Annotated in this window: 18 protein-coding genes; 15 read left to right on the forward strand and 3 right to left on the reverse strand. The window is 49.2% G+C overall.

Annotated elements, in window-relative coordinates:
* Nucleotides 1-5: 5 nt before the first annotated feature.
* From WC647_12460 to WC647_12525, 14 genes are all read left to right on the forward strand, one after another.
* Nucleotides 6-569 (forward strand): DUF488 domain-containing protein, encoded by a 564-nt coding sequence (locus tag WC647_12460; protein MFA6223117.1) that lies wholly within the window; start codon nucleotides 6-8, stop codon nucleotides 567-569.
* 182 nt (nucleotides 570-751) lie between these two features.
* On the forward strand, nucleotides 752-1,201 hold the full coding sequence (gene ndhC, locus WC647_12465) for an NADH-quinone oxidoreductase subunit A (GenBank protein MFA6223118.1): 450 nt from the start codon (nucleotides 752-754) through the stop codon (nucleotides 1,199-1,201).
* Nucleotides 1,202-1,276: 75 nt separating this feature from the next.
* Nucleotides 1,277-1,894: an NADH-quinone oxidoreductase subunit B family protein gene (locus WC647_12470; GenBank protein ID MFA6223119.1), complete on the forward strand. Its 618-nt coding sequence runs from the start codon at nucleotides 1,277-1,279 to the stop codon at nucleotides 1,892-1,894.
* A gap of 19 nt (nucleotides 1,895-1,913) precedes the next feature.
* Entirely contained in the window at nucleotides 1,914-3,662 is a 1,749-nt protein-coding gene (nuoC, locus tag WC647_12475) for an NADH-quinone oxidoreductase subunit C/D (protein MFA6223120.1), read from the forward strand.
* Between the two features lie 8 nt (nucleotides 3,663-3,670).
* Entirely contained in the window at nucleotides 3,671-4,135 is a 465-nt protein-coding gene (gene nuoE / locus WC647_12480; GenBank protein MFA6223121.1) for an NADH-quinone oxidoreductase subunit NuoE, read from the forward strand.
* 8 nt (nucleotides 4,136-4,143) lie between these two features.
* Nucleotides 4,144-5,418, forward strand: coding sequence for an NADH-quinone oxidoreductase subunit NuoF (gene nuoF / locus WC647_12485; GenBank protein MFA6223122.1), 1,275 nt, complete (start codon nucleotides 4,144-4,146; stop codon nucleotides 5,416-5,418).
* 3 nt (nucleotides 5,419-5,421) lie between these two features.
* A complete protein-coding gene (nuoG, locus tag WC647_12490) occupies nucleotides 5,422-8,142 on the forward strand; it encodes an NADH-quinone oxidoreductase subunit NuoG (GenBank protein ID MFA6223123.1) in 2,721 nt (906 codons plus the stop codon).
* Between the two features lies 1 nt (nucleotide 8,143).
* Nucleotides 8,144-9,097, forward strand: coding sequence for an NADH-quinone oxidoreductase subunit NuoH (gene nuoH, locus WC647_12495; protein ID MFA6223124.1), 954 nt, complete (start codon nucleotides 8,144-8,146; stop codon nucleotides 9,095-9,097).
* 12 nt (nucleotides 9,098-9,109) lie between these two features.
* Nucleotides 9,110-9,625 (forward strand): NADH-quinone oxidoreductase subunit NuoI, encoded by a 516-nt coding sequence (nuoI, locus tag WC647_12500; protein MFA6223125.1) that lies wholly within the window; start codon nucleotides 9,110-9,112, stop codon nucleotides 9,623-9,625.
* Between the two features lie 25 nt (nucleotides 9,626-9,650).
* Nucleotides 9,651-10,178: an NADH-quinone oxidoreductase subunit J gene (gene nuoJ, locus WC647_12505; GenBank protein ID MFA6223126.1), complete on the forward strand. Its 528-nt coding sequence runs from the start codon at nucleotides 9,651-9,653 to the stop codon at nucleotides 10,176-10,178.
* Nucleotides 10,175-10,486: an NADH-quinone oxidoreductase subunit NuoK gene (gene nuoK / locus WC647_12510; GenBank protein MFA6223127.1), complete on the forward strand. Its 312-nt coding sequence runs from the start codon at nucleotides 10,175-10,177 to the stop codon at nucleotides 10,484-10,486. The genes nuoJ and nuoK overlap by 4 nt, the downstream gene beginning before the upstream one ends.
* 1 nt (nucleotide 10,487) lies before the next feature.
* Complete coding sequence (gene nuoL, locus WC647_12515; GenBank protein MFA6223128.1) at nucleotides 10,488-12,380, forward strand: NADH-quinone oxidoreductase subunit L; 1,893 nt, start codon at nucleotides 10,488-10,490, stop codon at nucleotides 12,378-12,380.
* Nucleotides 12,359-13,960 carry an NADH-quinone oxidoreductase subunit M gene (gene nuoM, locus WC647_12520; GenBank protein ID MFA6223129.1) on the forward strand — a complete coding sequence of 534 codons (1,602 nt, stop codon included), beginning with the start codon at nucleotides 12,359-12,361 and terminating at the stop codon, nucleotides 13,958-13,960. The genes nuoL and nuoM overlap by 22 nt, the downstream gene beginning before the upstream one ends.
* Nucleotides 13,957-15,396 (forward strand): NADH-quinone oxidoreductase subunit N, encoded by a 1,440-nt coding sequence (locus WC647_12525; GenBank protein ID MFA6223130.1) that lies wholly within the window; start codon nucleotides 13,957-13,959, stop codon nucleotides 15,394-15,396. Before nuoM ends, WC647_12525 begins: the two co-directional genes overlap by 4 nt.
* A gap of 161 nt (nucleotides 15,397-15,557) precedes the next feature.
* On the opposite strand, the gene WC647_12530 is transcribed toward WC647_12525, so the two are convergent.
* Nucleotides 15,558-16,034: a TspO/MBR family protein gene (locus tag WC647_12530; GenBank protein MFA6223131.1), complete on the reverse strand. Its 477-nt coding sequence runs from the start codon at nucleotides 16,032-16,034 to the stop codon at nucleotides 15,558-15,560.
* Between the two features lie 435 nt (nucleotides 16,035-16,469).
* Here WC647_12530 and WC647_12535 point away from each other — a divergent pair, with 435 nt between their 5' ends.
* Nucleotides 16,470-17,675 carry a CoA transferase gene (locus tag WC647_12535; GenBank protein MFA6223132.1) on the forward strand — a complete coding sequence of 402 codons (1,206 nt, stop codon included), beginning with the start codon at nucleotides 16,470-16,472 and terminating at the stop codon, nucleotides 17,673-17,675.
* A 32-nt stretch (nucleotides 17,676-17,707) separates the two neighbouring features.
* Here the strand turns inward: WC647_12535 and WC647_12540 are convergent, their stop codons facing one another.
* On the reverse strand, nucleotides 17,708-19,135 hold the full coding sequence (locus WC647_12540) for an NAD(P)/FAD-dependent oxidoreductase (GenBank protein MFA6223133.1): 1,428 nt from the start codon (nucleotides 19,133-19,135) through the stop codon (nucleotides 17,708-17,710).
* Nucleotides 19,125-21,794, reverse strand: coding sequence for an NAD(P)/FAD-dependent oxidoreductase (locus tag WC647_12545; protein MFA6223134.1), 2,670 nt, complete (start codon nucleotides 21,792-21,794; stop codon nucleotides 19,125-19,127). The genes WC647_12540 and WC647_12545 overlap by 11 nt, the downstream gene beginning before the upstream one ends.
* Nucleotides 21,795-21,820: the final 26 nt, after the last annotated feature.

A 21,820-nucleotide genomic window follows, 5' to 3' on the forward strand; every position in this document is an offset into this window, starting at 1 on the left:
CCCGAATGACGGGGAGACTTAATATTTTTCAGCTTCTGACCGAACGCTCCTTAAAAATCTATACCATCGGGCATTCCAGCCGGTCTTTGGAAGAGCTGGTAGATCTATTGCAAACATTTGGGGTCGAGGCATTAGCTGATATTCGCAGCCTCCCCGGTTCCAAAAAATTTCCTGGTTTCAATCGAGAAAACCTGGAGAGCTTTCTGCCTCAAAATGGGATCCGTTACCTGTGGTTGCGTAAACTCGGGGGTTTACGTCATTCCCGGAAGGACTTTCAGTCCCCGAATATCGGACTAACCAATTCAAGTTTTCGGAGCTATGCTGATTACATGGGGACTGATAATTTTGTAGATGGTGTTCAGGAACTGCTTGAAACAGCGTCGGAATCCATTACGGCGTGTATGTGCGCAGAAGCCGTGTATTGGCGATGCCACCGGCGCCTGTTGAGTGATTATCTGGTTGGCCATGGTGTAGACGTGATCCATATCCTCAGCAGAAAACAGGCAATCCCTCACGAGATGACCCCAGGCTCACTCGTCACCTCCCAGGGACAGTTAATTTACCCATAAACCAACATTGTGTCAGGGTTTTTTATGTGCGTTCCGGTTTGTGAAAAAGGGGGCTGTTCGCGAGTGTTGAGCAAAAGTCTCCGAAAAATCATTACCGGGTTGGCGGTTAAGAAATCCTCTTAACAAATTGATTTCCGGAATTTTCTGTTTTATTGTTATATTTAACGATCGGGGGAATCATCTTGGGACAAGAATATGGAGACCTAATTTTGTTAAATTCGGGCTTGTGGCCTTTGGCCCTCTATTTCTTTTCCGCCATTGCCCTTGCAGCCATAATGATCGGGGTTTCGTATCTTTTAGGAGAGAGTCACAAAGAGAGAACTACCGACGATCCCTATGAGTCCGGCATGGTTGTGACAGGCTCCGCTCATGTCCGTCTCAATGCGCCCTTTTATTTAATAGCGGTTTTCTTTGTAATTTTTGATCTCGAGACTCTTTTCATCATTTCTTGGGCAGTTGCGGTTCGTGAACTGGGGTGGCTAGGGTACATCGAAATTTTGATCTTCATTACTGTTCTTTTTGTCTCTCTTATCTATCTTTGGCGTGTGGGTGCGCTTGATTTACGCAGCAAGCGCAGACTAGATCCATTGGACATTTCGTCCTCAGTCGGAAACACCGGACGATCGAGTTGAGGCTGAAAACAGTTAGGTTTTTCCAGAACCAAACACTCGGTCAGTTCAAGACGTAAACATAGTCGAAAGGATCCCATGGACAGAAAAGGTGGCGCCTATGAGGCTGAAACTTCGGTTGAAGAGGTTGTAAAGGCTAGCGTTATCCTTACAAAGTTGCAAGATCTAGTCGCATGGGGCCGCAAATACTCAATTTGGCCTTTTAACTTCGGCCTGTCATGCTGTTACGTAGAGATGGCCACCTCATTTACAAGCAGGTACGACGTCGCCCGATTCGGATCTGAGGTCCTTCGAGGGACTCCCCGTGAAGCGGATCTGATGGTAATCGCCGGAACCGTTTTCATCAAGATGGCCCCAATAATCAGACGGATGTACCAGCAAATGATGGAGCCCCGCTGGGTAATTTCCATGGGGTCCTGCGCCAATTCCGGTGGGATGTATGATATTTACAGCGTTGTGCAGGGGGTGGACAAATTCCTTCCTGTAGATGTTTATGTGCCGGGTTGTCCTCCCCGACCAGACGCTTTTCTTGAAGGCTTAACGCTTTTGCAAAGCGCAGTGGGCGAAGAGCGTCGCCCTCTTAGTCGATTCGTGGGACCTCAGGATATAATTCGTCCGCAAAAACCGTCAATGCGGGATCTCAAGAGAGAATCAAGGAAGCGCATGACAACGCTTCCGTTCCCTGATGAGCTTTAGGAGCGTTTCCTCAAATCTTATGGATAAAAACACAGATATCCTCCATGAATTGAGACTCAAATTCGGCGAACAAACATTTACGCCACAGGTTACCCTTGATGATGTCCCGACTATCTGGACGCCAAAGGACAGAATTTGTGATGTCCTGCGCTATTTGAAAGTGGACATTCCCAGGCCATACAGAATGCTTTACGATGTGACCGCCATAGACGAGAGGCTTCGTACACATAGAAACGACCAACCGGACAGTGATTTTACGATTGTCTATCATCTGTTGTCATTTGACCGCAACGCCGACATCCGGCTCAAGACGCCCCTCACAGGAGAACACCCTTCCCTTAGCAGTATTGTGGATATCTGGCAATCAGCCAACTGGTACGAACGAGAAATCTGGGATCTCTTCGGAATCCGCTTTGAAGGACACCCACATCTCAAGCGAATTCTTATGCCACCAACATGGGAAGGCCACCCTCTGCGCAAGGAACATCCAGCAAGAGCGACCGAAATGGGGCCTTTTCAGCTTCCCGAGGACAAGGCTGAATTTCTGGAAAATGCTTTGCAGTTCCACCCCGAGGAATGGGGCATGAAACTCGGTGGCGAAGACACTGATTTCATGTTTCTCAATCTCGGCCCTCAGCATCCAGGCACTCACGGGTTACTTCGAATAATTCTTGCGCTAGACGGAGAGGAAATAGCGGACGCGGCTATGGACATCGGCTACCATCACCGGGGCGCGGAGAAAATGGGTGAGCGACAATCATGGCATACATTCATCCCGTATACAGACAGGATAGACTATCTTGGCGGAGTGATGAACAATTTCGCCTACGTTCAGGCCGTCGAGACTCTTGCTGGGATTAACGCGCCTGAAAAAGCGCAGATGATTCGAATTATGATGGCTGAATTTTTTCGGATTGCGAGTCATCTCGTCTGGTACGGGACCTTTGCGCAAGATTTGGGCGCAATGTCACCGGTTTTTTATATGTTCAACGATCGGGAACGGGTATTCGAAATTGTTTCCGCTATTACAGGGGGACGAATGCACCCGGCCTGGTTTCGAATTGGAGGAGTCTCCCAGGACCTTCCCAAAGGATGGGACAGGCTTATCAAAGATTTCATCGGCTATTTTCCGGCCAGGTTGGATGAGTACGACAAGCTGGTCATGCAAAACCGGATTTTCAAGGCGCGGACTCAAGGTGTCGGCGCCTACAGTCTAGATGAAGCTATAGATTGGGGCGTAACTGGTCCGGGTTTACGGGCGTGCGGGCTCGATTGGGATTTCCGCAAGAAAAGGCCCTATTCAGGATATGATCAAATGGAATTTGATGTGCCGACGGCTCAAAACGGTGATAGTTACGATCGAGCGGTCGTAAGAGTAGAAGAACTCAGACAGAGCCTCAGAATCATCGAACAATGCCTGAAAAACATGCCCGCCGGCCCTTACAAATCAGATCATCCTCTCGCTACTCCGCCCCGTAAAGAGCGCACGATGAAGGACATCGAAACCCTCATCACACATTTTCTCAGTGTAAGCTGGGGACCGGTAATCCCACCCGGCGAGGCGTGCTTTAGAATCGAGGCCACCAAGGGAGCCAACAGTTATTATCTGATCAGTGATGGAAACACTATGGCATACCGCGTTAGAATTCGGACGCCATCTTTCGCCCATCTCCAAATGATCCCATCCATCACCAGAGGATTAACAATAGCTGATCTAATCGCGATCCTCGGGAGTGTGGATTACGTATTGGCGGATGTGGACAGGTAAAATTGTAAATGCTTTCTGATGAGATAAAATCGGAGATACAGTGTGGGATCGACGCATGCCCTACAAGGCGATGCGCTATTCTCGAGGCCCTGGAAATAGTTCAGAAGCGTCACGGATGGGTCTCTGACGAAAGTCTCGGGGCGGTAGCCGATTTTCTCAGCTTGACCGTTGAAGAGGTAGACGGGGTCGCCACTTTTTACAATAGAATTTACCGAAAACCGGTTGGACGCCACGTAATTCTCGTTTGCGACAGCGTAAGCTGCTGGATAATGGGGTTCGAGAATATTCTTATTCATATCACAAAGAGGCTGGGCATCGGGTTCGGAGAGACGACGCCGGACGGTCGTTTCACTTTGTTGCCAATTCAGTGTCTTGGAGCGTGTGAACGGGCTCCTGCCATCATGATTGACGGAACATTGCATGGTGACCTCACTCTCGACAAGATCGAGAAAATACTCAAGGGCTACGAATAGACAGGCAGATGGACCGACCTCTTACAAATTATATAGACACAGACAGAGAGCCTCTTAACCTTGCAGAATATGAGAGAGTGGGAGGTTATAGCGCCCTGCGTGAATCTCTCAAATCTCTTACCCAAGGAAACATTCTACAACTAGTCAAGGATTCTAACCTTCGAGGAAGAGGCGGAGCCGGTTTCCCTACCGGCCTGAAATGGAGTTCCGTGCCGTCTGTCTCAAACAGCCCGAGGCCAAGGTACGTAGTAGTCGATGCGGACGAAATGGAGCCCGGGGCATTCAAAGACAGAATATTAATTGAAGGAAACCCGCATCAATTGATTGAAGGGATGATAATATGCGCCTATGTAGTCGACAGCGAAGTCGGGTACATTTTCATAAGATCTGAATACACCCTTGCGGCAACACGTCTCAAAAGGGCCATCGCCGAAGCGTATGAGAAGCGTTATCTGGGATTCAACATTCTAGGATCAGGCTTCAACTTTGGATTGCGGTTGCATGTCAGTTCCGGCAGGTACATTTGCGGTGAAGGGACAGCTTTGACAAATTCTCTTGAAGGCAACAGAGCTGTCCCTCGATATAAAACACCCCGTCAAACCGAGTCCGGACTCTGGGGCATGCCGACTCTGCTGAACAATGTTGAAACGCTTTGCAACATTCCGCACATTGTCAACAATGGAGCCGAGTGGTTCAAGGGCCTCAGCAAATGTAAGGACGGGGGGACTAAGATTTTCGGCGTCAGTGGGAAAGTAAAAAAGCCCGGCGCGTGGGAACTCCCAATGGGAACAACCATCCGGGAAATCCTGGAAGAACACGCCGGCGGCATGAGTGAAGGGGTAAGATTCCGGGGGATTCTTCCTGGCGGGGGATCGACCGAGTTTCTGGTTGAAAAACACCTTGATGTTCAGATGGATTTTGATTCAGTCCAAAAAGCCGGGAGCCGTTTCGGCACAGGCACAATGATAGCGCTCGACGATCATACATGCCCGGTTGGAATGGTTCACAATCTGGAAAGCTTTTTCGCCAGGGAATCCTGTGGATGGTGCACGCCATGCAGGGAGGGATTGCCTTGGATCGCCCAGATTCTAAAGGCCATTGAAGAAGGTAGGGGCGAATTTAATGACCTGAAGATCCTGGAATCTCAAACGAGATTGCTCGGGCCTGGCCGAACTTTTTGCGCTCTGGCTCCAGGAGCCATGGAACCGCTGCAAAGCGCATTAAGGTTTTTCAGAGAAGACTTTGAACGGCATATCACTGAGAAGCGTTGTCCCTGGAGATAAGACTTGGCCAAAATTTACATAGAAAATGTCCCTTATGAAGTTCCCGAAGGACAAAATCTCCTTAGCGCATGCCTTTCCCTCGGCTTCAACATCCCCTATTTCTGTTGGCATCCTGCATTGCACTCCGTCGGGTCCTGCCGGATGTGCGCGGTAAAGCAATTCCGTGATGAGAATGATACCCGCGGCCACATTGTCATGTCCTGTATGACCCCGGCGGATGAAGGAACGAGAATTTCAATTGATGACAACGATGTCAGGGAGTTTCGAGCCGGGGTCATTGAATGGCTGATGATCAACCATCCCCACGATTGCCCTGTCTGTGATGAAGGAGGGGAATGTCATCTACAGGACATGACGGTAATGTCCGGTCACGTATATCGGCGATATCAGTTCAAAAAGAGGACCTATCTAAATCAGAATTTGGGGCCTTTTATAAATCACGAGATGAACCGCTGCATCCAGTGCTACAGGTGTGTCAGGTTTTATCGGGATTACGCCGGAGGAAGAGACTTTAACGTTTTTGGGATCAACAACCGGATTTATTTCGGCAGATGCAATGATGGGATCCTTGAGAACGAATTTAGTGGAAATCTGGTTGAAGTCTGTCCTACTGGGGTCTTTACGGACAAAACGCTGAGGAAACATTACACCCGCAAATGGGACATGGAGACAGCTCCGTCAATTTGTCCACATTGCGGATTGGGCTGCAACATCATAGTAGGCGAAAGATATGGCTCATTACGCAGAATCCTTAATAAATACAATCATGAAGTGAATGGTTATTTCCTCTGTGATCGCGGTCGGTTCGGATATGAATTTGTTGAGAGTCCCGACCGAATCCGTCAACCACTGTCAAGACATAACCTTGACCGGTCCAACACCTTGTTGAAGCCTGTTGAAAAGACAGAAGCTCTCGGCCTGTTTAAAGGAATCTTGATGGATGGCGTCCACACGCTTGGCATTGGTTCTCCCAGGGCCACACTGGAAGGGAATTTTTCTTTAAGAAAGCTTGTAGGGGTTGAAAATTTCTGCGGCGGTATGTCGGAGAATGAAGAGAGGCTCGTCTCAGCAATAATCAACATTCTCCAGAATGGCCCCACCTATTCTCCTTCGCTCCGGGACGTTGAATTGTGCGACGCCATCCTGATTCTGGGCGAGGATGTTACCAACGTGGCGCCTCGGTTGGCCTTGTCTCTGCGCCAGTCAGTTCGCGAAAAACCAATGGATATAGCTGACAGGTTAAGGATCCCCCGTTGGGCTGACGCGTCCGTCCGGCAGGCTGTTCAAGCCGAAAAGGGGCCTTTGTACATTGTGAGTCCCATGGGCTCCGGACTGGATGACATTGCGGCGCAAACTCTGCATGCAGCGCCTGATGATGTAGCCAGACTGGGTTACCAGATCGCTCACGAAATTGGTCCAGACTCCCCGCCGGTATTAGACTTGCCGGAGGAACTCACAAGATTCGCCGCTCTCATCGGCGCTGTCCTCAAAAGTTCAAAGCGACCCTTGATAGTTTCCGGGACGAGTTGTGGAGTCCTGTCCATAATTCAGGCTGCGGCAAACATAGCCTGGTCGTTGAATAGAGCGGGAAGGACGGCCGCATTATCTTACACATTGCCTGAGTGTAATACTTTCGGGCTGGGCCTTATTGGCGGACTTAGCATGCGGGACTGCTTTGAAAAAGTCCTTTCGGGCGAGGCTGACAGTTTGATCATCCTTGAGAATGACCTTTTCAGACGTACGGAAACCCATTTGGCTCAGGGCGTTCTGGCAAAGTGCAAACACGTTGTAGTGATCGACCACATCTTAAACCGAACCGGCAAAGAAGCCGATCTAATGTTGCCGGTTGGGACCTTTGCCGAGACCACTGGCACACTGGTAAGCAGTGAGGGAAGATGTCAGCGTCAGTTTAGCGTTATGCCGCCAGCAGGTCAGACTCAGGAAAGCTACCGATGGATCTCGGAAGTGATGACAGCGCTCGGTAGAGATTCTGCCGTTAATTATTCCACTATTGAAAATGTCGCCGAAGAGATTGAGAAAGAATTCCCTATCTTTAAAGACCTTGCCGAGGTATCTCCACCAGCGAATTTCCGAATGGTTGGGCAGAAAATACCCCGTCAGCCCCATCGGTATAGTGGACGAACTGCTATGCGAGCAAATATATCCGTTCATGAACCTAAACCAACTGACGATCTTGAATCGCCCCTGTCATTTTCAATGGAGGGTTACCCCGGTATTCCTCCGGCTTCTGTTAACCCACGGTTCTGGGCCCCCTCATGGAATTCATGCCAAGCTGTGAACAAGTATCAAAAAGAGATTTCCGGGCCTTCTATAGGCGGAGATTCCGGGAAACGCCTCATCGGACCATCGATTACCGGCAATGGCGCTTATTTCCGGGAAGTTCCAGATGCATTCAGATTTGACAATACCGAATGGCTCGTGATCCAGTCGTTTCACATATTCGGCTCTGAAGAACTCAGTTCGCGTGGGGATTCTATCGCACAGAGGATTCCTCATCCTTATGTCGGCTTGAACGGACATGACGCCGCTTCCTTAGGCAAAGACAATGGACACATAGCGCAACTAATCATAGGAGAAGTTTCGTTGAAGCTTCCCGTGAGAATTATCCCGACGCTTTGCAGTGGGTTGATTGCGCTCCCGGTGGGGATTCCCGGTCTGGAAGGCTTAAATCTGCCTGCCATGGGAAAAATAATAGAAGACTGAAATGAACGAACCAGAACGATCAATTATAATTTTGTACTTAATACTAGTCGGAGTCCTGCTTACAGCCGCGGGATTGATCTGGCTCGAACGACGACTGCTGGGACTGTGGCAGGATCGTTATGGCCCGAACCGGGCTGGTCGATTTGGGTCGTTACAGGTTGCGGCCGACATGATCAAAATATTCACAAAGGAGGACTGGATTCCACCCTTTGCGGACAAACCTGTTTTTGTAATAGCCCCTGCGATTATAGTTGTAACAACGCTCCTATCCTTTGCAGTCATCCCGTTTGCTCCAGGCATAGAGATTGTGAACCTGAATATCGGGCTTTTGTTCTTTCTTGCGATGTCGTCGTTAAGTGTTTACAGCGTGGCATTGGCGGGATGGGCTTCGGACAACAAATATTCATTGCTCGGCGGTTTAAGGGCCGCTGCGCAGATGCTCGGCTACGAAGTATTCATGGGCCTGGCGCTCGCCGGAGTCATCATGCTCGCAGGTTCTTTTAACCTTCGTGAAATAGTGGAAGCGCAGCGTAAAGTCTGGTTTTTTATCCCCCAATTTCCTGGATTGATCATCTTTGTAATCGCAGGACTTGCGGAAACCAGACGAATTCCGTTCGACCTTCCTGAGGCCGAAAATGAGCTTATAGCCGGCTTTCACACTGAATATTCCGGAATGAAGTTTGGCATGTTTTTTGTCGGGGAATACATGGGAGTCACCCTAATCAGCGCCCTGATAGCCACACTTTTCTTCGGTGGTTGGCTAGGACCTTTGTTGCCGCCTCTATGTTGGATGATAATCAAGACTTTTGTCTTCATCTGTGGCTTTATACTCGTTAGAGCGTCGCTACCTAGGCTCAGGTACGATCAGTTGCTTTCGTTTGGCTGGAAGTTGATGCTTCCTCTCGCGCTCCTCAATGTGGTGGTAACCGGGGCCATTATTGTCGCGGCAAGTTGATGCAGGATAAATATGCTTAGTTTAATCAAGGGAATCTGGATAGTCCTCAAACACTCAATCAGAAAAAGAGAGACGATTCTCTACCCTGAAGAAAAGCCTAGTCTGTATCCCAGATGGAGAGGCAGAATCATACTGTCGCGTGATCCGGATGGAGAGGAACGGTGTGTCGCCTGTTATCTTTGCGCCGCCGCATGTCCGGTAGATTGCATTGCCCTACAGGCTACACAGGATGAACATGGAAGACGTTATCCAGAATTTTTCCGAATCAATTTTTCACGTTGCATTTTCTGTGGGTTCTGTGAAGAAGCCTGCCCTACTTATGCGATCCAGCTAACAAACGATTTTGAAATGGGAGAATACTACCGGCGCAATTTCGTGTATGAGAAAGAACATCTTTTAATAAGCGGCCCGGGGAAATATCCTGGCTACAATTTCTACAGAGTCGCGGGCGTTTCTGTTGGCGGCAAGGACAAGGGCGAGGCTGAAAATGAAGAACCGCCAGTGGATATTCACAGTTTGACGCTCTAGAAAGAATCGTGCTGAGGACATGGCTATGAACAGCGTTTTTTATGTATCCGCTTTAGTCGCGATCTTGTCTACCGTATTGGTAATTACACGGCTAAACGTAGTGCATGCTCTCTTGTATCTAATAGTTTCCTTTTTTTCTGTGGCGTTAATCTTTTTTGCCCTTGGAGCGCCGTTCGTGGCAGCCCTGGAGATTATCATTTACGCTGGAGCGATCATGGTGCTTTTCGTATTTGTGATCATGATGCTTAACCTTGGCCCTAGATCAAGAGAACAGGAAAGGCTGCGGCTGGAGCCCAAAATGTGGATAGGGCCGTCTCTGCTTGCAGGTGTCCTCTTTTCGGAATTGATATACTTGATAGTCTATACAGGTGAAGCGGCCATTTCCCCTTCGGTAGAAATTACACCCAAGCAGGTCGGTATAGCTCTTTTCGGTCCTTACGCTATCGGCGTTGAACTCGCATCCATGCTGCTTCTTGCCGGTTTGGTCGGCGCTTACCACCTCGGCGCCAGACGAACCCGAAATTCATCGTCAATAACAGGAGATAGAACATGACAGCGGCAGTGCCGATGGAACATGCTCTGATCGTCGCTGCCGCCCTTTTCGCGTTAGGTCTTGTGGGGGTTCTTATCCGCAGAAACCTGATCTTCATGCTCATGTCCGTCGAAATAATGCTGAACGCCGCTGGTCTGGCTTTTGTGGCGGCTGGTTCAAGATGGGGACAGACTGATGGACAGGTAATGTTCATTTTTATTCTATCCATGGCAGCGGCCGAGGTTGCCGTGGGCCTGGCGCTGGCGATTCAGTTTTATCATCGTTTCAAGACATTGGACACAGACGAGGCAAGAAAGGCACGAGGGTAGAATGCTACATCTTTTGTGGCTGATTCCGGCGTTACCGATTCTGGGATTCCTAATCCTGGCCCTTGCGGGTTCGAGACTGTCACGACACAGTCAATCCCTGGTGGGTGTCGGGTCAGTCGGGGGCGCAGCGGCTCTAAGCTCAGCCATTTCGATAAGTTTCATAGTGTTTCCTCCTCCCGATTACCAATATGATCAAACGCTCTGGAACTGGATAAGTATAGGCAATTTCTCGCCGACAATCGGATTCCATTTAGACGCTCTGTCTGTATGCATGATCCTAGTGGTTACAATAATCGGCTTTCTGATTCATCTTTATTCCGTGGAATACATGGCCGATGATGAAGGATTTAGCCGCTTTTTCGCTTATATGAACCTCTTCGTGGCCTCAATGCTGGTTTTGACGCTGGCGGACAATCTTCTCCTACTTTATCTGGGATGGGAAGGTGTGGGGTTGTGCAGCTTTTTACTCATTGGTTTCTGGTACAAGGAACCGGATAATATAAAAGCCGCCACCAAAGCTTTTGTCATGACACGAATCGGGGACACGTCAATGGCGATCGGGTTGTTCCTTCTGTTTAATAGCTTGGGGACCCTGCAAATTCAGGAGTTGAGTATAAGAGCGACTCAGGCATGGGCTGTCGGCTCCACTATGCCAATGCTTGCAGCGGCTTTGCTTCTAGGCGGGGCTCTTGGGAAATCCGCTCAGCTTCCGCTTCAAACCTGGTTGCCTGACGCCATGGCGGGACCAACGCCGGTAAGCGCTCTTATACACGCCGCTACGATGGTCACTGCGGGGGTATACCTGATAGCCCGGATGAACGTTTTCTTTACCCTCGCGCCGGGGGTACAGTCAGCCGTAGCCATTATCGGCTTGGCTACTTTGCTCCTCGCAGGGTTCAGCGCCTTGACCCAGACTGACATCAAACGGGTTCTGGCATACTCCACTATAAGCCAGATCGGTTACATGTTTCTGGGCCTAGGGGTAGGAGCCTGGTCCGCCGCAATTTTTCACTTCGTCACACACGCCTGTTTTAAGGCTCTTTTGTTCCTGGCCGCCGGTTCAATTATTCTGGCGTCAGGACATGAACAGAATATGTTCAAGCTTGGGGGAGTTCGAAGAAAATTACCCGTTACTTTCTGGACTTTTTTGATTGGAGCGTCATCGTTAGCTTCAATACCGCTTGTTACTGATGGTTTTTACAGCAAGGACATGATTCTGTCGCAGGTTTGGTCCTCGTCCACTGGTGGTTTCTGGCTGTGGCTGGGAGGAGTCGTCGGCGCCTTGCTCACTGCTCTCTACGCCTTTCGCATGGTTTTTGTGACCTGTTTTGGCGCCCCCAAAACACCGTTAAAACAGCGTTCAAGTAATGTAATCCATATTCCTTTGATAATTCTGGCTATATTATCCATAGTGATTGGTTTTGTCGAACTGCCTCACAACATCGGCAATCTTCACTTGTTCTCTGATTTCCTGAGTTCCGCTTTGCCGTCTTTCCACGTTGACAAATTTGTCGCCGGCAGTGAACTTGTTCTGGAAATCATTGCTGGAGTCGCTTGTTTGCTGGGTGTTCTTATTTCCTACGTATTTTACTTTAAACATCCTAAGTATCCGGAAAGGTTTTTTGGAGGCCGTGTGTCCCAAAAAATCCATTCCTTATGGCAATCAGGCTGGGGATTCGACTGGATCTATGACACTGTTTTTGTTAGCCCTTTTACACGAATCACGAGACTGAACCGTAATGATTTTATCGATTCTTTTTATGCGCTTGTCTCTTTCATGACAACAGCGCTGCACAACGGGCTGAGCCTCACACAAACGGGCAGGCTGAGACAGTACGCTCTGGGGATATCAATAGGAGCTGTTTTGATCCTGTGGATGCTGGTGTGGCTATGACACTTGTTTGGCTTATCATAATTCCCTTCATCGCAGGCATAGTCTCATGGGTTTCGGCCCGAAGAAAACCTGTATGGGCTCGCTGGATTTCTCTGTCAGCTCTTTTTGCGCAAATGTTGATTATTATCTCTTTGTGGATTGGTCACTCACTCAAACTGGATTCTGGTCATAACACAGTTTGGATAGCATCCGTAGATTGGAATTGGGTACCTCAATTGGGGATCGGTTTCCGGCTCGCTATGGACGGATTAAGCCTGTTGATGGTAGCCCTGACATCTCTGCTTGGGATTGCCGCCGTTATTTGTTCCTGGACTGAGATTAAGGATGGTGTTGGGTTCTTCCATTTTAACCTCATGTCTTGCCTGGCCGGTATAGTCGGAGTTTTTCTGGCCATGGATCTGATCCTGTTTTACTTTTTCTGGGAAGTGATGTTGGTCCCGATGTATTTTCTGATTGGAATCTGGGGCCACGAAAACAGGATCTACGCCTCAATCAAGTTTTTCATATTTACGCAGGCGGGTGGCCTGTTGATGCTGATCGCCATACTCGGTTTGTATTTTCTCCACGGGAGTAGCGCTGGCGTATATACTTTTAATTATTTTGACCTGTTAGGAACTCCCCTGTCGTCATGGTCATCCATGTTTTTAATGCTGGGCTTTTTTGCAGCCTTCGCTGTTAAACTCCCTGTTGTGCCTTTTCACACCTGGTTGCCTGACGCTCATACAGAAGCCCCAACTGCCGGAAGTGTCATTCTTGCGGGTTTGTTGTTGAAAACAGGAGCTTATGGGCTGATACGGTTCATATTGCCGTTGTTTCCCGCGGCGGCTCACACCTTGGCTCCCGTAGCCATGACATTGGGAGTGATTGGAATAATTTATGGCGCATTGCTGGCTTTTGCTCAAACAGATCTCAAGAGACTTGTCGCTTACAGTAGTGTTAGCCATCTTGGGTTTGTGCTACTGGGTGTATTCGCGTTCAACGAGTTGGCTTTGCAGGGCGCTGTAATGCAGATGATCTGTCATGGAATAAGTACCGGGGCGCTATTCATAATCGTTGGAGCGCTTCAGGAAAGGATAGGCTCTCGTGATCTAAATCGGATGGGGGGACTGTGGGCGTCGATTCCACGCATAAGCGCTGTTGGGCTGGTTTTCGCTCTAGCTTCTCTCGGTCTTCCTGGACTTGGTAATTTTGTGGGAGAGTTTCTCGTTCTGGTGGGCGTTTACAGGGTGAGCCCGTGGATGACGATTCCTGCCGCAATGGGCCTCGTTCTGGCGGTTATTTACTCATTAAGAATTGTGGGAAAGGCATTCTATGGTCCTTCGGATGATAGCCGCATAATTCAGGATCTTTGGCCTAGGGAGGCTTTGCTCATGGCAGGCATGATCCTGGCAATTCTGTGGTTGGGGCTATTTCCTCAGGGAGTTTTAAACACCGCTGAACCTGCTCTGAAAGCGATCCAGGAAAGAGCCGGTTCGATGTCGTACAACTCCGGGCAATCTGCTGTTTATTTCGATGTCTTGACACATGCTCAAACATCACACCTTGTCACTGGGATCCAAAGGAGCGGGCAATACAGATGACAATCGCTGATCTGTTCCCATTATTGCCTCTACTGCTGATATCTAGCGTCGTGGTATTAAATTTGTTTGCCATAGCATTTTACAGGAATCATATCCTGACGGCAGTATTAACCAGCGCAGGGTTGCTCGGGGCTTGCGTATCAACTTTAGCGGTTTATTCATTTGCCCCCCTTCAAGTAACACGTCTGATCATCATCGACGGTTATTCTATTTTCTATATGGCGCTTATTTTTGGCGCAGGCTTTGTGGTGACTCTGCTGTCTTATCGTTACCTGGAACTCTTGGAGGAAAATCCAGAGGAATATTACGTTCTTTTATTGTTAGGCGCTCTAGGTTCCGCCGTAATAGTTGCGAGCAGCCATTTTGCTTCTTTTTTCCTGGGCCTGGAAATCCTCAGTGTTTCGCTGTATGCGCTCATTGCTTACAACCGCAATGGTCCTTTGGGGATAGAGGCGGGCATCAAGTATCTGGTGTTGGCCGCTACATCTGATGCCTTTCTGCTTTTTGGAATCGCTCTGATATATGCTGATACCGGTTTCCTGGATTTCGCCCAGATTGCTCAAGTGGCGGGGTCGGGACATGCTGGGTTAATAATTCCCGGAACTGGACTTCTGATCGTGGGGCTAGGATTTAAGCTATCATTAGTCCCATTTCACATGTGGACACCCGATGTTTATGAGGGGGCTCCTGCGCCAATTACCGGCTTTCTCGCTTCTGTATCCAAGGGAGCGGTTTTTGCGCTCATGCTGCGTTACTTCACTAGGGTAGATATTCACACCAACAATTCTCTGGTTCTGGTATTTACCGTTATTGCGGTAGCTTCCATGTTCGGGGGAAATCTGCTTGCCCTCATGCAAAATCATGTGAAGAGAGTGTTGGCCTATTCATCGATTGCGCATTTCGGTTATTTGCTCACCGCCTTTCTGGCAAGCGGCAGCCTTGCTGTTACTGCCACGAGCTATTATCTAGTCGCCTATTTTGTAACCATCCTTGGGGCATTCGGTGTAATAACCTCGCTATCAAGCGCTCGAGGTGAACCTGATTTTCTAGCCTCTTATAGAGGCCTGTTTTGGACTCGCCCTCTCTTGGGAGGAGTTTTTGCCGCCATGCTGTTGTCGTTGGCCGGCATTCCGTTGACTGCCGGGTTTGTGGGTAAGTTCTACGTTCTGGCCGCGGGGATTGGTTCGCATTTATGGTTCTTGGTCGTATGTCTCATAATGAGTAGCGTAATAGGATTGTTTTATTACCTACGAATCATTTCCGTTATGTTTTCCAAGGTTACGGAAGATTCCAGGGACACCGGGCTCTCAGACGTGTCTGGACTTGCGGCTGCCGGTTTGGCGTTGACCATGCTAACGCTATTACTCGTCTGGTTGGGAGTCTATCCCTCTACTCTCATAGAATTGATTCAGAAAATGATGTCAAGCTTTGTCTGACACTTTTTGTCAAGCAACCCCACATTATATTGTCGCTAAGCTGCTTTTCGAATGGGCACGCTTCTCCAAAACTAGATAATTAAATATTATATCATGAGAAAATGGGCGTCGGAATAACAGAGGTCGCTTCATAAGGTTTTTGCGACAGTGGGGATGCGCAATCAGTTTAGTCGCCAAATCATTGCGTTGAGGCCGGCCGCAATGGTTACCCAAATCAAATAGGGCCCCATCAATCCGGCCGCAAACCGAGATACTCTACAGAAACTTATCAATGTGACAAGAATTGCTATCCATAAGATAATGATTTCGACAAGAGCAAGACCCGGGCATCGCAGATCAAAGAACAAAAACGTCCAACCCGCGTTCAAAAGCAGTTGAAAGGCATAGAACCCGAGCGGACGTCGCTGTTTAATCAGACCGCCACATAACCAGACAGACCAGGCGGCAATTGCCATCGAGGCGTAGAAGATTGTCCATATCAACCCTATGGTGGCCCCGGAAGGAGTCCAGGATGGTTTGATCAGGGAAGTGTACCAAACGCCGAGAGACCTTTGGGTAACAATCACCCCCAGCCAACCCACCAAAAAGACCAGTCCCAAGCTTACTACAAGTCCTGTTATCTGTTTGGTTTTGCTCATATAGTCATTATCCATTTAATTGAGTTTACATTCGTATCTTTATCGCTGCAATCTGAATGCGACGAGCCAGGTTGAATAAAATGTCAATTACACGATGACATTGCCGCTATTTTGTTACAGTTTTCAGTTGTATGTTGACAGGTTACCGGTGTGGTGTATAGTGCAACTATTGGGAGTTAACGATGGTTAATATCGGCGGCCAATTTTTCTTTTTCTTTAGCTTTAGGAGGTATAGCCGCGTGAGCTGAGTGTGACCATCAAGCAATACACGAAAAAGCGGAGTCCACACTCCGCTTTTTTTGTTCTATTGGCATGAACCAGCTCGTTTCGAGATCATCGTTCTTTCCCAAAAAGGAGTTCGGAGGATCTATAGACAACGAATCAGATTTTTCTGTCGGCGCACATATAAAATCTTACGAAAAGGAGATACAGAAAATGAGTGGACCTCTAGAAGGTGTTCGTGTGGTGGAAATATCAATGTTTCAACAGGGCCCGGTGGCGGGTATGCGGCTAGGTGATCTTGGCGCCGATGTCATCAAGGTAGAGCCCAAAACAGGAGATCCGGGTAGAAGTTTCATGAGGATCATCGGGGCAATGGTAGGACTGAGGGGTCGTAATTACTACTTTGAGCACTGCAACCGGAACAAGAGAAGCATTGTTTTGGACATGAGGACCTCAGAAGGAATGGAAGTGTTCCTAAATCTCATAGATAAAGCGGATGTTTTCCTTAATAACATGAGCATTCCGGCGCCGGAAAGAATGGGGATCGGACCGGAAACGCTCCTGGCTCGCAATCCGAGACTTATCTACGCCCATGCGTCTGGTTGGGGGCGAAAGGGCCCTGACTCAGATGACTATTCATTCGATTATACTGGAATTGCCCGTTCCGGTCTGATGATGGCATGTGGAGAAAACGGAGCGCCTCCAACTCAAATTCTGCCCGGAATCGGGGACGAAGTCGGCGCCTTGGCCTGCGCTTGGGGCATCACCGCAGCGCTTTACGCGAGAGAAAAAACCGGAAAAGGGCAAGTGGTGGACACATCTTTGATGGGAAGCGTCATTTCGTCGCTTGGTCTCATAATGGCCGCTCCAGCAATCTTGAATAGTGAGTTTCCTAGAGAAGTTAGGGCAAAAGCGGGAAACCCAATATACAACCACTATCGATGCCAGGATGATCAGTGGATCGCTCTTGCGCACCTCCAACCAGACAGGTATTGGCCAAAGGTCTGCAAAGCCCTTGGTTTGGAAGAGCTAATTGAGGATCAAAAATTCAACACAATAGAGGCGCGAAGTAACAACGCCAGGACTTTAGTCTCGATTTTTGACGAAAGATTCTCAACCAGGCCCAGGAGTGAGTGGATGGACGCCCTAATAAGTGAGGGCTGTATTTGCACACCTGTGCAGACACCGACGGAAGTTTCAAACGATCCCCAGGCGTTAGCCAACGATTATTTTGTGTATTCAGATCATCCTGAATACGGCAAAACCAAAATGGTCGGTTTCCCTTGGGATTTCAGCGATACGCCCGCTTCCTGCAGATTGCCGGCCCCTGAACTCGGGGAGCACTCGGAGCAAATTCTCTCGGATCTCGGTTACAATACCGCTGAAATTGATGATTTGAGAAAAAAAGGAGTGATATAGAAGCTATTGCCAGGAAATGGAGTCAAAGGGACTCAAAAAAGGTCACGGAGCGCTCGTTTGGCGGCCAGATACCCGCACATTCCATGCACTCCCCCACCTGGAGGCATTGACGATGAACAGATATAAATACCATTCATAGGGGTGGCGTAGGCTCGCCACTGTCCCAGCGGGCGTAAAAAAATTTGCTCGAAGCTCTGTGAGCCGCCTGCAATATCACCTCCGATGTAGTTTGGATTGTATAACTCCATATCGGCTGGCGCCATTACATGTTTCGCCATGATGACATCGTGAAAACCCGGCGCAAATCGTTCGATCTGAGCCTCGATTCGATCCGTCATGTCTGCGGGACATCCATTAGGAACGTGACAATAGGCCCACGCTGTTTGCATACCGTCTGGCGCGCGGTCTGAGTCAAACAGGCTCGGTTGTGACAGAAACACAAAGGGTCTTTCCGGAATTCCGCCGCTCCAAACCTCACGCTCAGCGCTCGCAATCTCATCCAAAGTTCCCCCGACATGTAGCGTGCCGGCCAGATAACAGGCTGGATCTTTCCATGGAATGGGGGCGCTTAGCGCCCAATCGATTTTAAAAACTCCCGGTCCATATTGATGAAACTCCAGTCGTTGTCGATACGCGGGCGGAAATTGAAGACCGTTTATCTGGGCTAGTTGTCTCGGCGACACATCGAATAGAATGGCTCTCGCTTTGGGAAGATCGTTGACCCGGGAAACATTTGTCCCAACCTTAACAGACCCTCCCAAAGACTCCAGATACGAAACAAGGGCGTCAGCAATAGCCTGGGAACCACCCCTGGCTATGGGCCATCCAACAGCGTGCCCCAAGGTAGGCAGCATCAAACCGAATGCTGCGCTGGACCAATGCTCCAAAGGTAGAATCGAGTGAGCAGCGTTCCCGGCAAACAGAGCCCTGGCCCTGTTCGATTTAAAACACCCTTTGGCCAATCCTGTTGCGGACCGCATTGCTTGAGGGCCAAAGTTCAATAGCGTTAATGGATGGCTCGGTAGCCCCAGAGGTTTTAACAGGTCCTGAACCAGTTTCTCCCAGTCTTTCACAAGACGGGCAAAAAGATTGAGATACCGTTCCGCGTCATTGCCGAGCCCTTCAGCGGTCGCGTCAACCGACCTATCAAGCAGGACAGATCCCTGGTCATCAAGCGGATGAGCAAGTGGCACAGGCGGATGAATCCACTCTAGACCGTGGCATGATAGGTCCACACTTCGAAAGAACGGGGATGCAAGGGCCAAAGGATGGATCGCTGAACACACGTCGTGCCTGAAACCCGGAAGAGTTAACTCTTGCGTGCGTGCGCCTCCGCCGGCGGTTTCCTTTGCTTCAACTACCAAGACGGAAACTTTGCGCCTGGCTAAAGTTATGGCCGCTGCCAGGCCATTTGGGCCCGATCCCACAATGACGGCGTCGTACTCCGATTTAGGAGTCATTCTGTTTCTTGCGACTTAAAAGTCGTTGAACTGAGCCTAACCATCTAAAGGGTTCCATCCCCAGGGTTCGTATCTGCGAGTTGCGCCAAATGTTTCCAATTCGGGACCACTGTATCTTGCTGTCCACACACCTCGATTGGATGGTGATTTCCGGAGGTGTCCCAAGGTGCGCCGCCAGAGACGCGAGAACGTGCTTCCATATCCTGATCTGGATTTTAGTGCCGACAAGGTGGAATGCCGCTTCGAACAAGGGGTCATTTGACCGGGTCAGTCCATAAATTTGAACAACTGTCGATCCACCAGCCTTGTAAGCGCTAAAGCTTACCCAGCCGGCTTCAGGATGTCCTTCCGGGGTGCAAAAAGTAAATGATGTCTCATCGGAATACAGTATCATAACGCCAGTAGAAACCGGTCCGCCCGGCGTCATGGAATCTATAAGGACTATTTCTCCAGGTTTGATTCCTGCTTCTGAAGCAAAGAAACGGTTAAATGAGGGCTGAAAATCAGTGAATTTTGATTTGAGGGTCGAGATTAGATATTCCGGACTGTACATCGAATCTTGTATGAAGAGCCTGTAGGTCTTCTCCCACATTTGACCAAACCCGCTTACAGGACTGACCGTTTTCAACCCGTCTACATTAAGGTTTCGAGCTGCCGGCGGCCGAAAAGACACTGTCAGGTATGGAACCGGCTTGGCCCAACATGATATGTCGACCGAAACTGGCTGAAATACTAATTCGCTCAACGATTTGTCAAACGACCGCTCCACTCCGGCAGCGGTGAGAGCGTCCTTTTCTGTTTCAAACAATCGTATGACACGATCAAGTTCGGTTAATTTCAATACATCCTGAAAACCCGGGACCAGACCATAACCCAAAAGTTCCTGCTTCTCTCGATTTGCGTGGGCGCTCAGCTTGGCCAACATTGACACGCCCAGCCCGTTCATGATCCTAACGCGGGAGAAGTTCAGAACACTGTATTTTGAGGGGGCTGCCGTATCTTGCTCACATACCCAGAGAAAGGGTCTTTCATCGAAATCGGTTAGGTTCTCTGGAAGATCAACTACACAAGCTCCAGCCTTTATTAAAGAAGCGTCGGCACGGATTGCGCCGCGATCCTGACCGTCAGATTCAACAACAACATTGAGAGTGGCCTTTTTGACGGATGACAACGGTGGTTCTGTTTCAGCCAAGCGGTCACGAGCGAGATTTAAACGATTCGTGAAGCCGGGCAACAAAGCCAACCCCGCTCTAACAAAAATGGATTCCCTCATTTTGTCTAGAAAGACCAACTGAGAGACCCTACCAACAAGAGCCTGGGCATAGGTTGGGTACGCGTGGGTAACGGAATGAAGTCGGCTCAAAGGCTTGTTCAAGGCCTTGATAACCTGAACTTCATGGATGACTTCCGGGGCTGCTTCCCCCAGAATATGGGCTCCAACGATACGACCGCTTCTATCACACAAGAATTTGGCCATCCCCGTGGTCTGACCGTCTATAAGCGCCCGACGCATGTTCGAGTAGTCGAATCGGTAAACCCGCAGTTTATGCCCGTATTTCTTGAGAGCTTTCTCTTCCGTCAATCCAATAAAAGCCAAAGGTGGCTCCGTAAAAATAACATTGGCGTTGTTGCTGTAATCCACTTTCTGTTTGATCGGGGAAAAGGCGTTGTTAGCCGCTACAATTCCCTGGTACTCCGCCATCGAAGCCAGTTGATAAGGGCCGGCGATATCTCCACATGCGTATATATTCGGGACGGAAGTTTGAAGTTTCCTGTTTGTGATGACACCTTTCGCGTTGAAATCCACTCCCGCGTTTTCCAGCGCTAGGCTTTCAATATCCGGTGTTCTTCCTATTGCCACCAGGACGCGGTCGGCATGAATTTCGCCGGCCGTCTTATCCAGCCGTTCGTATTTCAAAATTACTTTGTTGTTGTCCTGGCTGAAACCTGTTGCTCTGGCGCCTGTGAGAAGGTGAATGCCGTCGTTTTCCAAAGCTCTTACCAGATGGGCTATGAGTTCAGGTTCGGCCATGGGCAGAAGTCTTGAGGCCATCTCAATCATGGTTGTTTCAACACCGAGCCTGCCGAAAGCCGAAGCGTATTCAAGCCCGTCCACTCCTCCACCCAGGATGATGATTGATTTTGGTAGATCCTCCTGTTCATAGAGGTTTTCGTTGGTTAGGTAATCAACATCTTGAAGGCCGTTGATCGGAGGAACCATGGGTCTGGTCCCGGAAGCTATAATGACCTTGTCCGCTGAGATCACCTTTCCGTTTACATCTACTCTATGATGATCCACAAACGACGCCACCCCTAAAAGAATGTCTATTCCGATCCGTTCAAACGTCTCCGGCAGGTCTTTTTCATAAGCTTTTTGGACTATTGACCGGACATGAGCCAACACTCTTCGGCCATCAAGGTCAGGTGTAGGGCCGGACCACAGGCCGAGATGATCAAGGTGGTTAATATCACGGTTTAGATGGCTCAGTCTTATAAGAGCTTTGCTGGGAATACACGTAAAGTTTGTACAATTACCACCTACTTTACGTTTCTCAACTACCGCGACTCGTTTACCTATGCCATTGGCTGTGACGGCGGAGACGAAACCGGCGATGCCGGCGCCGATTACAACCAGATCATAATCATAAACCCTTGACATGTTCTATTACCGTTCCGATTGGTAAT

It is taken from the genome of Desulfomonilaceae bacterium (genome assembly GCA_041662605.1).
GTDB lineage: Bacteria > Desulfobacterota > Desulfomonilia > Desulfomonilales > Desulfomonilaceae > CAJBEZ01.

What these genes read in the sequence shown, in the direction of transcription:
- nuoI (MFA6223125.1), top strand. Translation starts at nt 9,110, where the DNA reads ATGCTTAGTTTAATCAAGGGAATCTGGATAGTCCTCAAACACTCAATC.
- nuoF (MFA6223122.1), top strand. Translation starts at nt 4,144, where the DNA reads ATGGACCGACCTCTTACAAATTATATAGACACAGACAGAGAGCCTCTT.
- WC647_12470 (MFA6223119.1), top strand. Translation starts at nt 1,277, where the DNA reads ATGGACAGAAAAGGTGGCGCCTATGAGGCTGAAACTTCGGTTGAAGAG.
- WC647_12460 (MFA6223117.1), top strand. Translation starts at nt 6, where the DNA reads ATGACGGGGAGACTTAATATTTTTCAGCTTCTGACCGAACGCTCCTTA.
- nuoJ (MFA6223126.1), top strand. Translation starts at nt 9,651, where the DNA reads ATGAACAGCGTTTTTTATGTATCCGCTTTAGTCGCGATCTTGTCTACC.
- nuoC (MFA6223120.1), top strand. Translation starts at nt 1,914, where the DNA reads ATGGATAAAAACACAGATATCCTCCATGAATTGAGACTCAAATTCGGC.
- WC647_12545 (MFA6223134.1), bottom strand. Translation starts at nt 21,794, where the DNA reads ATGTCAAGGGTTTATGATTATGATCTGGTTGTAATCGGCGCCGGCATC.
- WC647_12530 (MFA6223131.1), bottom strand. Translation starts at nt 16,034, where the DNA reads ATGAGCAAAACCAAACAGATAACAGGACTTGTAGTAAGCTTGGGACTG.
- WC647_12535 (MFA6223132.1), top strand. Translation starts at nt 16,470, where the DNA reads ATGAGTGGACCTCTAGAAGGTGTTCGTGTGGTGGAAATATCAATGTTT.
- nuoE (MFA6223121.1), top strand. Translation starts at nt 3,671, where the DNA reads ATGCTTTCTGATGAGATAAAATCGGAGATACAGTGTGGGATCGACGCA.
- nuoK (MFA6223127.1), top strand. Translation starts at nt 10,175, where the DNA reads ATGACAGCGGCAGTGCCGATGGAACATGCTCTGATCGTCGCTGCCGCC.
- WC647_12540 (MFA6223133.1), bottom strand. Translation starts at nt 19,135, where the DNA reads ATGACTCCTAAATCGGAGTACGACGCCGTCATTGTGGGATCGGGCCCA.
- WC647_12525 (MFA6223130.1), top strand. Translation starts at nt 13,957, where the DNA reads ATGACAATCGCTGATCTGTTCCCATTATTGCCTCTACTGCTGATATCT.
- nuoH (MFA6223124.1), top strand. Translation starts at nt 8,144, where the DNA reads ATGAACGAACCAGAACGATCAATTATAATTTTGTACTTAATACTAGTC.
- nuoL (MFA6223128.1), top strand. Translation starts at nt 10,488, where the DNA reads ATGCTACATCTTTTGTGGCTGATTCCGGCGTTACCGATTCTGGGATTC.